At 39.8% G+C, this 15,835-nt stretch carries 19 protein-coding genes; 15 read left to right on the top strand and 4 right to left on the bottom strand.

Features of this window, described 5'->3' with window-relative positions; translation table 11 throughout:
- Window positions 1–280: 280 nt before the first annotated feature.
- Both F994_RS13095 and F994_RS13100 read left to right on the top strand, forming a co-directional pair.
- Window positions 281–883: a GNAT family N-acetyltransferase gene (locus tag F994_RS13095; RefSeq protein ID WP_004651006.1), complete on the top strand. Its 603-nt coding sequence runs from the start codon at window positions 281–283 to the stop codon at window positions 881–883.
- A gap of 107 nt (window positions 884–990) precedes the next feature.
- A complete protein-coding gene (locus tag F994_RS13100; RefSeq protein ID WP_004651007.1) occupies window positions 991–1,467 on the top strand; it encodes a hypothetical protein in 477 nt (158 codons plus the stop codon).
- A gap of 27 nt (window positions 1,468–1,494) precedes the next feature.
- On the opposite strand, the gene F994_RS13105 is transcribed toward F994_RS13100, so the two are convergent.
- Window positions 1,495–2,112 carry an L-threonylcarbamoyladenylate synthase gene (locus tag F994_RS13105; protein WP_004651008.1) on the bottom strand — a complete coding sequence of 206 codons (618 nt, stop codon included), beginning with the start codon at window positions 2,110–2,112 and terminating at the stop codon, window positions 1,495–1,497.
- An 84-nt stretch (window positions 2,113–2,196) separates the two neighbouring features.
- A complete protein-coding gene (locus F994_RS13110; protein ID WP_004651009.1) occupies window positions 2,197–2,859 on the bottom strand; it encodes an elongation factor P hydroxylase in 663 nt (220 codons plus the stop codon).
- A gap of 97 nt (window positions 2,860–2,956) precedes the next feature.
- Between F994_RS13110 and F994_RS13115 the strand changes: the two genes are divergently transcribed.
- From F994_RS13115 to F994_RS17250, 13 genes are all read left to right on the top strand, one after another.
- Entirely contained in the window at window positions 2,957–3,514 is a 558-nt protein-coding gene (locus tag F994_RS13115) for a YceD family protein (protein WP_004651010.1), read from the top strand.
- Window positions 3,515–3,592: 78 nt separating this feature from the next.
- On the top strand, window positions 3,593–3,775 hold the full coding sequence (gene rpmF, locus F994_RS13120; RefSeq protein ID WP_004279227.1) for a 50S ribosomal protein L32: 183 nt from the start codon (window positions 3,593–3,595) through the stop codon (window positions 3,773–3,775).
- 158 nt (window positions 3,776–3,933) lie between these two features.
- The gene (gene fabD, locus F994_RS13125) at window positions 3,934–4,920 is read left to right on the top strand and encodes an ACP S-malonyltransferase (protein WP_004651011.1); all 987 of its coding nucleotides are present in this window, start codon (window positions 3,934–3,936) and stop codon (window positions 4,918–4,920) included.
- Entirely contained in the window at window positions 4,917–5,651 is a 735-nt protein-coding gene (gene fabG / locus F994_RS13130) for a 3-oxoacyl-ACP reductase FabG (RefSeq protein WP_004651012.1), read from the top strand. Before fabD ends, fabG begins: the two co-directional genes overlap by 4 nt.
- Window positions 5,652–5,734: 83 nt before the next feature.
- Window positions 5,735–5,971, top strand: coding sequence for an acyl carrier protein (gene acpP, locus F994_RS13135; RefSeq protein ID WP_004651013.1), 237 nt, complete (start codon window positions 5,735–5,737; stop codon window positions 5,969–5,971).
- A gap of 666 nt (window positions 5,972–6,637) precedes the next feature.
- Window positions 6,638–7,453, top strand: a complete 816-nt coding sequence (gene rutD / locus F994_RS13140; protein ID WP_004651014.1) for a pyrimidine utilization protein D — start codon at window positions 6,638–6,640, stop codon at window positions 7,451–7,453.
- A 371-nt stretch (window positions 7,454–7,824) separates the two neighbouring features.
- Window positions 7,825–8,940 (top strand): pyrimidine utilization protein A, encoded by a 1,116-nt coding sequence (gene rutA, locus F994_RS13145; protein WP_004651016.1) that lies wholly within the window; start codon window positions 7,825–7,827, stop codon window positions 8,938–8,940.
- Window positions 8,937–9,698, top strand: coding sequence for a pyrimidine utilization protein B (gene rutB / locus F994_RS13150; protein ID WP_004651017.1), 762 nt, complete (start codon window positions 8,937–8,939; stop codon window positions 9,696–9,698). The genes rutA and rutB overlap by 4 nt, the downstream gene beginning before the upstream one ends.
- Window positions 9,699–9,735: 37 nt before the next feature.
- Window positions 9,736–10,116 carry a pyrimidine utilization protein C gene (rutC, locus tag F994_RS13155; RefSeq protein ID WP_004651018.1) on the top strand — a complete coding sequence of 127 codons (381 nt, stop codon included), beginning with the start codon at window positions 9,736–9,738 and terminating at the stop codon, window positions 10,114–10,116.
- 107 nt (window positions 10,117–10,223) lie between these two features.
- A complete protein-coding gene (rutF, locus tag F994_RS13160) occupies window positions 10,224–10,799 on the top strand; it encodes an NADH-dependent FMN reductase RutF (RefSeq protein WP_004651019.1) in 576 nt (191 codons plus the stop codon).
- A 33-nt stretch (window positions 10,800–10,832) separates the two neighbouring features.
- The gene (rutG, locus tag F994_RS13165) at window positions 10,833–12,188 is read left to right on the top strand and encodes a pyrimidine utilization transport protein G (protein ID WP_004651020.1); all 1,356 of its coding nucleotides are present in this window, start codon (window positions 10,833–10,835) and stop codon (window positions 12,186–12,188) included.
- Between the two features lie 9 nt (window positions 12,189–12,197).
- On the top strand, window positions 12,198–13,070 hold the full coding sequence (locus tag F994_RS13170; protein ID WP_081399752.1) for an NAD(P)-dependent oxidoreductase: 873 nt from the start codon (window positions 12,198–12,200) through the stop codon (window positions 13,068–13,070).
- A gap of 204 nt (window positions 13,071–13,274) precedes the next feature.
- A complete protein-coding gene (locus tag F994_RS17250; RefSeq protein ID WP_004651022.1) occupies window positions 13,275–13,688 on the top strand; it encodes a TM2 domain-containing protein in 414 nt (137 codons plus the stop codon).
- A gap of 54 nt (window positions 13,689–13,742) precedes the next feature.
- On the opposite strand, the gene F994_RS13180 is transcribed toward F994_RS17250, so the two are convergent.
- Both F994_RS13180 and F994_RS13185 read right to left on the bottom strand, forming a co-directional pair.
- On the bottom strand, window positions 13,743–14,351 hold the full coding sequence (locus F994_RS13180) for a DUF805 domain-containing protein (RefSeq protein ID WP_004651023.1): 609 nt from the start codon (window positions 14,349–14,351) through the stop codon (window positions 13,743–13,745).
- A 192-nt stretch (window positions 14,352–14,543) separates the two neighbouring features.
- Window positions 14,544–15,827 (bottom strand): ribonucleotide-diphosphate reductase subunit beta, encoded by a 1,284-nt coding sequence (locus tag F994_RS13185; RefSeq protein WP_004651024.1) that lies wholly within the window; start codon window positions 15,825–15,827, stop codon window positions 14,544–14,546.
- Between the last annotated feature and the right edge of the window lie 8 nt (window positions 15,828–15,835).

A 15,835-nucleotide genomic window follows, 5' to 3' on the forward strand; every position in this document is an offset into this window, starting at 1 on the left:
ATTACCAAATCGAACAAAAGACAAAAAAACCTGAAAATAAATAGGGAATATTTATTGAAATGACAATCACCAATACGATGTCATTGTTAGATATGTGTTTTTTACTGGCGTAAAAGAATTTTTTTGCGCAATATAAAATCAAGAAAATACGTTGTGATTACATATGAAAAATTATCTAAAAGCACAAGAAAATGAATATGGGTAAATTATTGGAATTCCTGTATCCAATCCTTTTCCCGTCCATCTTTTAGTAGAAAATCTATATGGAAAAAGTGTCACATTGCATTATTTATCTGCAACGACGCTGAGCGAAGAGCGTGTTAAACAAATTTGGCAGTGTGTAAAAATGGAAGTGGATCGTAGTTGTTGGACATATTTGCCTTATTCAGGTTTTAAGACCGTAGATGAATTACAAATCGCTTTAGAAAGTTGTTTTGGCTTTAAGGGAACCACGCATTATTTAATTGAAGTGAATCACACGATTGTGGGATGGGTAGGCTTAATGAATCAACGTCCTATGGATCATGCCATAGAAATTGGTAATGTTTATTTCTCACATCAAATGAAGCAGTCTACGGCATCGACAGAAGTGATCTATTTATTATTACAGGCTTGTTTTAAGCAGGGTTTTCGCCGTGTGGAGTGGAAGTGTGATGAATTGAATCAGCCTTCAAAACGAGCCGCTTTACGTTTTGGCTTTCAATATGAAGGAACTTTTCGCCAAGATCGTATAGCGAAAGGGCGAAACCGTAATACGGCATGGTTTTCAATGTTAGATGAAGAATGGCTAAGCTTAACAACAGCATATCAACAGTGGCTAAGCCCTGAAAATTTTGATACGGAGGGTAAGCAGAAGAAGCGATTAAGTGATTTAACAGCTTAATGAGAAAAATAATTTAAATTTTTCCCCTGAGCATCTGAAAAAAAATTAAAAAAAGTGATATTTTTTGCACAGTAATAATTTATTGATAAATATAAATAAGGGTGGGTATGAATATTAAATTTGTGGTTATTGGATTGTTGATTATTGGAGGACTTATCTTCTTCAATGACAGACATTATAAAAGTGAACTAGAAGATCAATTTCGACAAGCGGGGCAAAGTGCTAAAGTAGGAACTAGAGTCGAGGTTTCCTCTTTAAGTCCCTATAATGATCGGGCGGAATTATTAAAAAATGAATATCCGCATATGACAGTCAGTATAACTCTTGAGGATTTTGGTCAATCGGTAATTCCTGATAAAGTTAAAGATGAAATAAAACAAACTGTCCAAAAACTAGCCTGTAACAATCTTACTACAGGTACAAAAGATGATGCTGATTTGATTAAATCAAGATTAAATGTGCTTGAAGAAGATGGAATTACATGGACATATATTGTCTATAATCATCAAGGGGAAAAATTTTATGAACATACTCAAGTGGTTAAAGATTGTTCTGAATTTATGAAATTAAGAGAAATATATTAAAATCACAATATTATAATATATAAGCGCTTATTCAAAAGCGCTTACATCACCAACACCGCGACGAATCACTTCAGGATGATCACCAGATAAATCAATAATACTGGTGGTGTTTAAAATACCTAAACCGCCATCAATAAACACATCAATACGATTACTCAATGCCATTTCAATATCATAAGGATCATCTAAAGGGTCTTCATGATTGGGGAGGATGAGTGTACTGGTTAAAAGCGGTTCACCTAGTTCTTTTAATAACATCTGGCAAATCGGATTGCTTGGAATACGCAGACCAATGGTTTTCTTTTTAGGATGCATTAAGCGGCGTGGAACTTCACTGGTCGCAGGTAAAATAAAGGTGGTGACAGCAGGGGTATTGTTTTTCAGTAAGCGATACATGGCATTGTCCACTTTTGCATAAGTGGCAATATCGGATAAATCAGCACAAAGAATTGCGTACTGGTGTTTTGAACCTAAACCACGAATTTGAGAAATACGCTCCATGGCATTTTTGTTACCAATTTGGCAACCAATGGCATAAGCAGCATCAGTGGGGTAAACCACGACATCGCCGGCACGAATACGTTCTACCGCTTGGCTGATCAAACGTGGTTGAGGATTATCAGGATGTACTCTTAAATGCAGCATATTTATTTTCCCCCGATTTGTTTCTAGACATTATCTGTTGAATTTACAAAGTCTTGCAATCAAGCTTTGATGGGTTTGTGTAATTTAGTCTAACATTTCTCGTTGAAACTCATCACTTTGTAATGTTTTGCCACTTCGCGTATAGGTGCAGATGCAGTCAATAAAGTGTGCTGCATCGCGTGGCAATTTAGCTTCACCGGTAAAATATTGTTGCAGCTGAGCATAAACATGATCTTTAAATGTTGCGCCATCGCCACTATCGCCCGTTAAATTATCTAAAGACACCCGAAATTTACGTCCAAATGCCTTTGAAAATAACCATTCAATCGCTTGCGGTTTAATTTCGACCTGTTCAAATAAGGCTTGTTGTTCGGCTGTTCGACCATCGGGTGCATACCAGTATCCGAGGTCAGGCAATAAGCGTCTTTGCTCGCCTGCAATGCTCCAATGGCTGATTTCATGCAATGCACTATTAAAGAAACCATGGGCAAATTCAATCCGCGCAGCTTCAGTTTCAGTTGCAGGGAAATATTCTGGTTCAAAATCTCCACGTACAAGCGTCACATTTAGGTGGGAAAACCAATGATTAAAGTGTAAGATAAGCCAATCGACCTGTTGAACTTCTGTATGTAAATTCACCCACTGTAAACGTTGCGCAGGGATTGAATTTTCAGCAAAAGCTGAAGTTGAATGTGTGTTGAACTGTAATGAAGTTGTGACTTCAGGTTGCGGCTGCAACTGATGCATGACTTGTATTACCCAAATGATCTGTCTAAATAAGTACAAAATTGTATCTTAATCTTTGACAGAGTACCCATGAATTTGTAGAATTGCCGCCTTAATTATGTCAGCAAATACCTTTCCGGCACAGATTGAGCCGTTTAAATGGGCTGAACAAGGTTATGCATGGTCAGGTACCCTGCCATTGTCTCGCTTTGTTCGAATTTCCCGTGAAGCTGTTGGATCAATTGAACATCAATTGATTAACATAGACTGTAAGCTATCAATGGATGCGTATCATCGTATCGTATGGCTAAATGGTCATGTTGAAACGAAAGTCCCAATGGAATGTCAGCGTTGTCTGAATACTGTTGAACTTGATCTCGTTTCAGATTTTCATTTAGCGCTTGTGGATGATGAATCACTGATAGAGCGCTTGGATGAGGATGCTGATTTCATCGTTTTAGGTGAAAGTGAAGCAACGACAAAAGGGAGCATTGATGCACCTGCGTTGGTTGATTTACTCGCACTCATAGAAGATGAATTGTTATTGTTGATGCCTTTGTCTCCTAAACATGATGTTTGTGAGCATAAGCATCAACCCGCCAATGATGACATTGTCGAAGAAAAGCGGGACAACCCGTTTGATGTTTTGGCAGGTTTGAAGGGTAAACTTAACTAATTTTTTGTGTTATACTGTCAAGTATAAGACAACTGAATTTGTTCTGATCCATTTTTTCGATCTTTGTAAGGAGCCATCATGGCCGTTCAGCAAAACCGTAAAAGTCGCTCTCGCCGTGACATGCGCCGTTCACATGACGCTTTAACCGAGAATGCATTAACTGTAGACCAAGCTACTGGCGAGACTCACCGTCGTCACCATGTATCTAAAGATGGTATCTACCGTGGTCGTCAATTATTCGCTAAAGCATCTGCTGAATAATTAACGAAGCATTGAGCTTAAAGCTTAGTGGAAAAAATGGGAGCGAAAGCTCCCTTTTTTTGTTGCTGTTTTTTGTTGTATTTGGCAATTACCAAAACAAAAATTAAGTGCTAAATTTCGCAGCATAAACGAGCTTAGGTTCATGAAAGGATTTTTATATGTCGTCTAAACGACTCGAGCAAGCAGCTCAAGCAACAAAAACTGCATTTGTTTTTCCTGGTCAGGGTTCACAAAAAGTTGGCATGTTAGCTGAACTCGCTGAACAGTTTAGTGGGATAACGGATACTTTTGCTGAAGCGTCAGAAGCCATTGGTTTTGATTTGTGGCATATTGCGCAAAGTGGTGAAGGGTTAAACCAAACAGAATTTACACAGCCTGTATTGCTGACTGCAAGTATCGCCTTATGGCGCGTGTGGTTGGAATTAGGTGGTGTTGCACCAAAATATCTTGCAGGTCATTCACTTGGTGAATACAGTGCATTGGTTGCTGCTGGGGCAATGAGCCTTGGTGATGCAGTTAAACTGGTCAATTTGCGCGGTAAACTGATGCAAGATGCTGTCCCTCAAGGGCAGGGTGCAATGGCCGCAATCTTAGGATTAGATGATGCCCAAGTGCTTGAGTTGTGTGCTCAAGTCAATGCGCAACAGATTGGTTCGGTCGAAGCCGCCAATTACAATGCACAAGGTCAGGTTGTAATTGCGGGCGATAAAGCAGCCGTAGAAGCGGTAATGCTTGCTGCAAAAGAACAATCGGGTAAAGCTATTGCACTTCCAGTTTCAGTGCCGTCACATTGTTCACTCATGAAACCTGCTGCTGAAAAGTTTGCAGAAGCTTTGGAACAAACTGCCATTGAGCTACCTAGCCTTCCTGTAATACAAAATGTCAACGCAGAAATTGCGACAGACGTGACGCAATTACGTCAGGCATTAACCGCTCAATTGTACCAATCTGTGCAATGGACCAAGACTATGCAGTACCTTCAAGATCAAGGTGTGCAATATGTGGTGGAGTGTGGTCCAGGGAATGTGCTTGCCAATCTTGCGAAGCGTTTACCAAATATTGAAAAAGCGTTCCCACTCGACAGTAATAGTCGTTTGGAGGATGCATTAAATGCCATTTTAGTGGCTGAAGGGAAAATCGCATGACACAACAACGCAAAGTCGCATTGGTAACAGGTGCGAGCAGAGGAATTGGTGCAGCCATTGCTCAGCAATTAATTTTAGACGGTTATTTTGTCGTGGGTACGGCAACATCTGAAGCAGGCGCAGAAAAATTATCTGCAAGTTTTGCTGAAAATGGTGCAGGTAAAGTGCTGGATGTACGCGATGCGACAGCCATTGATGCCTTGGTTACAGATATTGAACAAAAATATGGTCCGGTTCTTGCACTGGTAAATAATGCAGGAATCACCAAAGATAATTTGTTATTACGCATGTCTGAAGATGATTGGGATGACATTCTTAATATTCATTTGAAAGCTGTTTACCGTCTATCGAAGCGTGTTTTAAAAGGCATGACCAAAGCACGTTTTGGACGCATTATTAATATTAGTTCTGTGGTTGCACACTTTGCAAATCCGGGACAAGCCAACTATTCTGCTGCTAAGGCAGGTATAGAAGCGTTCGGTCGTAGTCTTGCAAAAGAAATGGGTAGTCGCCAAATTACGGTGAATGCTGTTGCCCCTGGCTTTATTGCAACAGAAATGACTGAGCAATTAAGTGAAGAAATTCGTAAGAAAATGATTGATCAAGTGGCATTAAACCGTTTAGGTGATCCACAAGATATCGCGAATGCAGTGAGCTTTTTAGCTAGCGAGAAAGCAAGTTATATCACTGGTACTGTTTTACATGTGAACGGTGGTCTATACATGAGCTAAGCTCAAGTATAAACTTTCCAAAAATCAGATATTCAATTAAACTAACGGCATTAAAAACGCCACAAGCAATGAGGAGAATTCCTGTGAGCGATATCGAACTACGTATCAAACAAGCGGTTGCAGAACAACTTGGTCTTAAAGCTGAAGAGATTAAAAACGAAGCATCTTTTATGGATGACTTAGGTGCTGACTCTTTGGACTTAGTTGAGCTTGTTATGTCTTTCGAAAATGATTTTGACATCACTATCCCTGATGAAGATTCTAACGAAATCACAACTGTTCAATCTGCAATTGACTATGTTTCTAAGAAACTAGGTTAATTGTTGTTTCAGCCTAGCTGAAAATGAAAGCCACCTTTTAGGTGGCTTTTTTAATGGGAAATTAAAACGGTCGTTAGGCAATTTTTATTAGCTATCGTTCGGTTTGGTTCACCAGAGCTGACTTTTGCATAAAAATTTTAAAAAATAGCAGACGATTTATTTAGCAGAATAAATCGCAATTGTGGCTACGGAAAAAGATACAGGATCTTTTGATGTTGTAATTAGGCTGTTATTAAAAGAATGCAGCACCAAAACGCAGCAATAGGTGGCTTCAATCATCTTACTAGAACCATTTATATAAGAAATTGCCAATAAATTAGGTCATATTAAAGCTTGCAATTGAGCTGTACATGGTTGGAATAGACTCTAATCCAAACAGCTTTTGGGTAGGTTTTGAGGGCATCTTGCCGTATTTTGATGCTTAAGTTTTTATATTTAATTTTTTATATTTAATTTGGTTTATCTGTTTTATATCTGATGAAAAGCATAGATAAGCTCTTTTAAGCCAGCTTTTATTCTACCCAATCAGTTCTATTCTTCTGAACATGATAGGTTGCACATGATTATTCATAGAGCAACTATGTGTATAACATCAATGGTCATGCACTCATTTTTAGGCACAAATTTTGCTGCTGATCATTCAATCTATTTTAATGAATGGTCAAAATGACTTATCAAATTAATCGTTGTACAAAAAACTTAAATGCTGAGTTTTTGATTTTAGCTTCAGGCTTGGGCGGTCATGCCAGTTTTTGGCAGCCTCAGATTGCAGCACTCACCCAGTATTTCCATGTTTTAAGTTATGACCAAGAAGGTTGCCATGCAGATTCCATGGCTTTGTCAGAACAATATTCAATCACTGATTTAGCCAAGCAATTGGTGCAAATTTTAGCGCAAGAGAAAATTCAGCATTTTCATTTTATTGGGCATGCGATTGGTGGATTTATTGGCGCAGAACTGGCTGTCTTGCTTAGCTCATCTGAAAATACATGCTTAAGTTTAACCTGTATTAATGCGTGGAATGAGTTAGATCCGCATACAAAAAAGTGCTTTGAAGCTCGAATTCATTTATTAAAATCGGCAGGTTCAGAGGCTTATGTCAGAGCACAGGGATTGTTTCTATATCCGCCTGCATGGATTTCAAAAAATCATCAACATTTAAATACACTAGAAAATATTCAACTGGAAGATTTTCCACCGACTCAAAATGTTCTTAGGCGCATTGATGCTGCACAAAAATTTAGGATCAATGAACAGCACAGACAGGCATTACAGCATAGTCAACTTCATTTCATTGCAAATCAGGATGACTTTTTGGTGCCTGTACAAAAATCTAGTGATTTACAGCAGCAGTTTGGACATGGGCAACTGACGGTTCTTGAAACAGGCGCACATGCTTCAACAGTGATCAAAGCAGAGCTATTGAATAAAACCATCCTGCAATTTTTTCAGCCACATTTTATGCAAATGACGGGTTCATAGTCTTTCGTCAGTGAATCTACAGAGAGCGCCTGTATTGTTAGACCTGTGAATACGTGGATTTTTTAGTGTGTTTGATTAAACCGTGATTTTAAGATCACGGTTTTTTTATTTATGCTGTGAAAGATGTTTATGCTTTATAAAAAATAGTGACTGTTTTAAAAGTTGTGCATTTTTTTGGAGCGATTGCAACTATAACGGTGCATTGAGTTAATTGATTATTTTACTATTTGATAAAATAAATAAATTATAAACATTTGATTAATATTAATAAATAATATTTGGCATGCCATTTGCTAAATACTTTGTATAAGGAATTAAATGAAATGCCTAAAGGGTATTTTTAAACGAATGGTAAAAATAGGTACTTAAAAATGAAAATCGGTGTCTTCTGTCCAATTGGAAATAATGGCTGGTTGCTGTCTGAAAATGCACCACAATATAAACCTAGCTTTGAAATGAACAAACAGATTGTGCAACGTGCGGAACATTACGGATTCGATTTTGCATTATCGATGATCAAGTTACGTGGCTTCGGCGGCAAAACAGAATTCTGGGATCATAATCTTGAAACCTTTACTTTAATGGCTGGGCTGGCAGCAGTCACAAGCAAAATCCAAATTTATGCCACTGCGGCAACACTGGTCATGCCACCTGCAATTGTGGCACGCATGGCATCGACCATTGATTCTATTTCAAATGGGCGTTTTGGTTTAAATGTGGTCACTGGCTGGCAAGCGCCAGAATATAAACAAATGGGCATGTGGCCAGGGGATGAATATTTCGCCAAACGTTATGACTATTTGTCGGAATATGTGGAAATTTTACGTGAGTTGTGGGCGACAGGAAAATCAGATTTTAAAGGCGAACATTTCCAAATGGATGATTGTCGGGTCAGTCCTCGTCCACAAGCAGACATGAAAATTATTTGTGCAGGACAATCCGATACAGGTTTAGAGTTCTCGGCTAAATATGCCGACTATAATTTTGTCTTTGGTAAAGGTTTAAATACACCGACAGCCTATGCCGATATTAATGACCGTTTAAAAGCGCAAACGGATAAAACAGGACGTGATGTTTCTACCTATGTTTTATTCATGTTAATTGCTGCTGAAACGGATGACGAAGCTTTTGCGAAATGGCAAAACTATAACGATGGGGCCGATGTAGAAGCGATTAACTGGTTATTAAATCAGGGCGGTAAAGACACTAAATCGGGTGCAGATACCAATATTCGTCAAATGGCTTCGAGTGTATCTCCAGTAAATATCAATATGGGAACGCTTGTTGGTTCTTATGAAAATGTTGCCAAAATGCTGGATGAAATTGGTGAAATTAAAGGTACTGAAGGCATTCTTTTAACCTTTGATGATTTTATTCAGGGGGTGGAGGACTTTGGTCAGAAAATTCAACCGCTGATGAAATGTCGTGAACATATTGTGGTTGAGGGTGACGCGACTCAAATCCCTGTTTTGGAGAAATCAGCATGAATAGCAATGCATCATTTGAAAATGTGGTTTGTGCAGGATTTACCCAAGCCGCAGGAACTGGAAAAATTTTAAAAGCAGAACCAGAAGCGATTCAACTGGCACCCGAGCAAACGGCGTTAATCGTGATTGATATGCAAAATGCCTATACCTCAAAAGGTGGTTATTTGGATTTAGCTGGGTTTGATGTTTCAACTACCCAGCCTGTGGTGGAGAACATTAAAAAAGCGGTGGCTGCTGCACATGCTGCGGGTATTCAAGTGATTTATTTCAAAAATGGCTGGGATGATCAGTATGTCGAAGCAGGTGGTGTAAATTCACCGAATTTTCATAAATCCAATGCCTTAAAAACCATGCGTAAGCAACCTGAACTGCAAGGAAAATTGCTGGCAAAAGGTGGCTGGGATTTTGAACTGATTGATGAGTTACAACCTTTAGCACAAGACATTGTGATTGAAAAACCACGTTATAGCGGTTTTTTTAATACCGCACTGGATAGCATGTTACGCAGTAAAGGCATTCGTAACTTGGTTTTTGTCGGTATTGCGACCAATGTGTGTGTGGAGTCGACGTTAAGAGATGGTTTTTTTCTTGAGTATTTTGGCGTAGCACTGGGTGATGCATGTCATCAGGCAGGGCCAGCAGAAGCACAGCAAGCCAGCCTGTATAACATTAAAACATTTTTTGGTTGGGTGTCGGATACGCAGGAATTTACGAAAACTTTTCAGTTAAATCCGCAACATTTTGACAAAACAGCTTAAGTAAACCCGTTGAATAAAATGATTAGAGAATAAATATATGCCTAAAAAGATCATCCTTCCAGAAGGAACAGGAAAACCACTCGCGCCTTATGTTCCAGCGACACAAGCTGACAATATTGTTTATGTTTCTGGCACTTTAGCCTTTGATGAAAATAACAATGTCGTACATGTTGGCGATGCTGCGGCACAGACTCGGCATATTTTAGAAACCATTAAAAAAGTGATTGTAACCGCAGGTGGCAGCATGGATGACGTGACATTTAACCATGTCTTTGTCAAAGACTGGGCCGATTATGTTGCGATCAATACGGTCTATGCAGAATATTTTCCGGGAGATAAACCTGCACGCTATTGCGTACAAACTGGATTGGTCAAACCTGATGCTTTGGTTGAAATTGCTTCTATCGCGCATGTTTAAGTTGCCACAGTTTTTAACAACAAGCCTATTTAGCTTTGATATTAATAAAGGATAGCGCTGAAATTTAGATGAGATATTAAGCACTGAATTTCAGTGAGGAGATCGCGATGAACAGCAAAATAATGTCAGTTCAGTCGAGTCATGCTGTAGCGCAACTGGCTCAAAGTTTTCAAATCACTGCGGATGAGAAGCAGATAGAAATGGATCAGGCCACTTTTCGACAAGGGATGTCTAATTTGGGTGCAGCAGTCAATGTGATTACCACTCATGGTGAGGCAGGACAGGCTGGTTTTACCGCTTCTGCTGTGTGTAGTGTGACGGATTCACCGCCAACCTTATTGGTTTGTTTAAATCGTTCTGCATCGGTATTTGAAACCTTTAAAACCAACAAAGTCCTTTGTGTAAATACTTTGGCGGCACATCAAACTGAATTATCAAATATTTTTGGTGGAAAAACACCCATGTCGGAACGATTTTCGCGTGGAACATGGTCAACCTTAAGCACACAGGCACCTGTGCTGGAAGATGCTTTGGTTTCTTTTGACTGCGAAGTGGTGCAAAGCATGTCTGTGGGGAGCCATGATGTACTGATTTGTCAGGTTAAAGCGATGAAAAAGAATGAAGGTCAGAATGCACTGATGTACTTCAACCGCACCTATTGCGAGCCACAACCGATGTACTAATCCAATATTCCTAATTTGATGGAGGGGAAACCCATGCCAGCTAAAGAACCGTGGTTTCCGAAATTTAAGCCTTATCAAGGCGACTTAGATGTAACACCTGTACAAGTGGATGAGTATTTACCTGCGGGTAAAAGTATTGTTTTAGGTTTACAACATGCTTTTGCAATGTTTGGGGCAACGGTACTTGCACCCTTGTTGATGGGATTTGATCCAAACCTCACCATCTTTATTACAGGCATAGGCACGATTTTATTTTTCCTTATGACTGGCGGGCGAATGCCCAGTTATTTGGGCTCAAGTTTTGCATTTATTGGTGCAATTGCCGCAGCAACGGGCTATGCAGGTGTAGGGTCAAATCCGAATATTGGTCTTGCATTGGGGGGAACCATGGCTTGCGGTCTGGTTTATGCGGCTATTGGTTTAATTGTCATGAAAACGGGCACTGGCTGGATTGAGAAACTCATGCCACCGCTTGTGACTGGTGTCATTGTCATGATTATTGGTCTGAATTTAGCACCGATTACCATTAAAGGTGTCTCGGCAAATAGTTTTGATACATGGATGGCCGTGGTCACAATTTTATGTATCAGTGTTGTAGCGGTCTTTACTCGTGGCATGCTGCGTCGTTTGTTGTTGCTGGTGGGGTTGTGTAGTGCCTATTTTGTCTATTTTTTGCTGGCCAATGTCATGGGCTTTGGCAAGCCGATTGATTTTTCTTTCATCTCAAATGCCGCTTGGTTTGGTCTGCCAACATTCCATAGTCCAGTTTTTAATGCCAATGCCATGTTATTGATTGCACCTGTAGCCATTATTTTGGTGGCAGAAAATTTGGGGCACTTTAAAGCGGTTTCTGCCATGACGGGTAAAAATTTATCCCCTTATATGGGGCGTGCATTTTTTGCCGACGGTATCTGTACCACAATGTCAGCATCGGTAGGGGGTACAGGGATGACCACGTATGCTGAAAATATTGGGGTGATGGCCGTGACAAAAGTTTATTCAACCACGATCTTTGTGGTGGCGGGTTTATTTGCCATTTTATTGGGTTTATCACCAAAATTTGGCGCAGTGATTAGCACCATTCCAGTGGCTTTATTGGGCGGGGCGTCAATTGTGGTTTTTGGTTTGATTACTGTAGCAGGCGCTAAAATTTGGGTAGATAACAAAATTGATTTTACCAAAAACAGTACTTTAATTATTGCCGCGGTCAGCCTGATTATGGGTGCAGGTAACTTTAGTTTGCATATCGGTGCATTTGATTTGGGTGGAATTGGTACGGCAACTTTAGCCGCCATTGTACTGAATCTATTTTTAAATCGGGGTGAAGATGCAATCAGTTCGGTAAGTGCAAATGCCGAAAACTCTGTAACATCTGTAGTGCATCATTAGGAGCTTATTTTGAGTCATACAATTTCATTTATCGGACTTGGTGCAATGGGCTGGCATATGGCCTCCCATCTGCCTAAACTTGGACATGAAGTTTGGGTGTGGAACAGAACGCAGGCAAAGGCAGATCACCACGCGATCTGCTTCGAAACGCAATCGGTTTCATTGCAGAAAGCATTACAGGCAGATTTTGTTTTTAGCTGTTTACCCACCAGTGCCGATGTTGAACAGTTGATCGTTGCGCATCTGCCAAAACAGGGTAGTATCTGGATTGATTGCACCAGTGGTGTGCCTGAGTCAGCAAAAAAACTCAGTCAACGTCTGAATAAATTAGGCGTTGAATATCTAGATGCACCCGTTTCAGGGCAAACCATCGGTGCTGAACGTGGCACCTTAACGGTGATGATTGGCGGAAATGCTCATGCTTTTGCCAAAGCTAAACCCATTATTTCAGCATTTTCAGCTTTAATTGAATATGTTGGAGAAAGTGGATCGGGCTTTGCGGTAAAAGCCATTAATAATACTTTAATGGCAACACATTTATGGGCTTTAGCGGAAGGACTGACTGTGCTGAAATCTAAAGGTGTAAATTTAACCGCTGCTTTGAATTGTATTAATCATTCCAGTGGTAAAAGTAGCATCTCTGAAAATATTATGGCGCAGCGGGTACTGAATCGTAGTTTTGATAAAACCTTTGCACTGGATTTATTGCAAAAAGATATTGGTATTGCCGTCGATTTGATTCAGCAAGAGTCATTAATGCTGCCCAGTATGCATCTCATTCAGCAACAGTTTGCCCGTATTGAGAAAAAACAGGCGAGTCAGTTGGATTTTTCTGCTGCGGTACAAAGTTTAGAGCAGATGAATCAAATTGAATTGCGATAGTGATGCAGGATTGCTAAACGACGTGTTGGCTTAAATATTCGAACTAAAACATTTTAGACAGGCAATTTTCAAGTTAGTTTTATCTTTATTTTTGGGATTTTAAAAGGCGCTTCATGCGCCTTGTCTGTTTAAAAAAAGCATATATAAAAAATACTGGAGCATATAAACTGAATAAGTCGTTGATAAAAAATAATTAGGTTAAAAATGAAAGGACAAATATTAGACTATTCTGTTCAGAATAATGCGGGTGTGATTAGTGGTGATGACCAGAGACGTTATTCCTTTACAGGTGCAGAGTGGAGAGGGCAAACCGTTCCGAGCCGTGGTCAGATTGTTGATTTTGAAATAGATCCATCAGGGCAGGCACTGAATGTTTATGTCCTGAGTCATCCGTCAGCATTTTCGGGGCAAGTGGGTTCAAAAAATCGAATTGTTGCCGCAATTTTGGCATTCTTTGTGGGTAGTTTTGGCGTACATAAATTTTATTTAGGCCAAATTGGCTGGGGGATTGTTTATTTACTTTTCTGCTGGACCTTTATTCCCGCATTGGTCGCTTTTATTGAATTTATTATTTATTTATGTACTTCAGATGAAGATTTTGCACGTAAATATGGTTAGTTTATTTTAAATAGAGGGTTTTGAAAGCCCTCTATTTTTATACTTGAACAAGGCTTATTTTGCAGGTTGTCCCCATTGATTATTTTCTGGTTTGGTCTCTGTTGCGAGCCATATAATTAATAAGATGGTGCCAATCAAAGGAATCAGTGCAATTAAAAACCACCAGCCTGAGCGTCCTGTATCATGTAAGCGTCGAACTGCCGCTGAAAGACTTGGAATAAAGAGTGCCAATGCGGCAATTGCATAAAATACAAAGTCAGTACTGAGTATTGCATCGATGATTTGAGTAATGACCAAAATAATGAATTGAACTAAAGTAAAGAACCAATATTCTTTACGACGGGCACGTCCAGAAAAGTTTGCATAATTTTTTAAACATTTCACAAACCAATCAAGCATGTTGAATTGTTCTTCAGCTTTATTCTGATCGGACAGTTTGTCTAATTGACTAGATAGATTCTGTACAGGGTTGCTGTGACCGAGTGCTGTAAAAATTTGAATCGCGTTACCGGTATTGTCGACATCAAAATCGACCCGATCGCCACGAGTAGGTGGGCGTTGTCCACGCCATTCTGCACCGGTAAAATTGTAGCGGTTTTGATCATCGCCACTGATAATGCCTGTATTGGTTTGGATTGAAAAATCTAAAATATTTCCTTTCATTTTTAACCTCTGTGATTTTATGTTTATTTAGTTATAAATTTAGTGTTGTTATTCAACTTTATAATAGCAGAACAGTTTAAAATTTAAACTAAATATTTATTCTTAAGTTGCTGTATTTCTATTGTTTTTTATCATGTTTTTATTTTTAAATTAAAAAATCCCGCAGGGTGCGGGATTTTTTTAATCTTTAAATTACCAGCTTAACGCACCACCCGTTTGGTAGTCGGTTACGCGAGTTTCAAAGAAGTTTTTCTCTTTACGCAAGTCCATCATTTCAGACATCCACTGGAATGGGTTATTCACACCAGCAAATTGTTCAGGCAGACCCAGTTGTGCTAAACGACGGTTGGCAATGAACTTCAAGTATTCTTCCATCATTGCTGCATTCATACCCAATACACCGCGTGGCATGGTGTCACGTGCGTATTCAATTTCTAGCATGGTTCCTTCAAGAATCATTTGAATGATTTCTTCTTGGAATTCTGCTGTCCAAAGAGCAGGGTTTTCATTCTTGATTTGGTTAATCATGTCGATACCAAAGTTCAAGTGCATCGATTCATCACGTAAGATGTACTGGAATTGCTCAGCAACACCGTTCATTTTATTACGACGACCCATCGACAAGATTTGGCTGAAACCGCAGTAGAAGAAGATTCCTTCAAGAACACAGTAGAATGCGATCAAGTTGCGAAGCAAAATTTGGTCGTTTTCAGGTGTGCCTGTTTGGAAAGTCGGGTCACATAAAGATTGGGTGTATTTTAAGCCCCAAGCTGCTTTACGTGCGACTGATGGTACTTCACGGTACATATTGAAGACTTCGCCTTCATCCATACCTAAAGATTCGATACAGTATTGGTAAGCGTGCGTATGAATCGCTTCTTCAAATGCTTGACGTAAAATATATTGACGGCATTCAGGGTTGGTAATGTGACGGTAAATCGCCAAGACCAAGTTGTTTGCAACCAATGAATCGGCAGTCGAGAAGAAACCAAGTGAACGCATCACAATGGTACGTTCGTCTTCGGTTAAGCCATTTTCAGACTTCCAAAGCGCGATGTCATGGTTCATGTTCACTTCTTGCGGCATCCAGTGGTTTGCACAACCGTCTAGATATTTCTGCCAAGCCCATTCGTATTTGAATGGCACAAGTTGGTTCAAATCCGCACGACAGTTGATCATGGCTTTATCATCAACTTGTACACGCTGAGCACCCATTTCAAGCTCTTCTAAGCCGGGTGCAACATCTAATGTTTCTAAGGCAGCAGATGCTCTTGCCAGTGAATCGGTTGAATGTTTTGTTCCACCTTGACGGGCTGTAGCGGGTTGTGCAGTTGCCACACTCGACGATGTGTTGTGTGCATCAGATACCATCTGCGTATTAACCGCTTTTTGCGGGTCGATGGACGCAGACTTGTGTTCAGGTGCAGCCGGTTTTTGCGAATCATCTTCGAAATCGTCCCAACTTAGGATAGACATATTAATTC

It is taken from the genome of Acinetobacter bohemicus ANC 3994, from assembly GCF_000367925.1.
Classification (GTDB): Bacteria; Pseudomonadota; Gammaproteobacteria; order Pseudomonadales; family Moraxellaceae; genus Acinetobacter; species Acinetobacter bohemicus.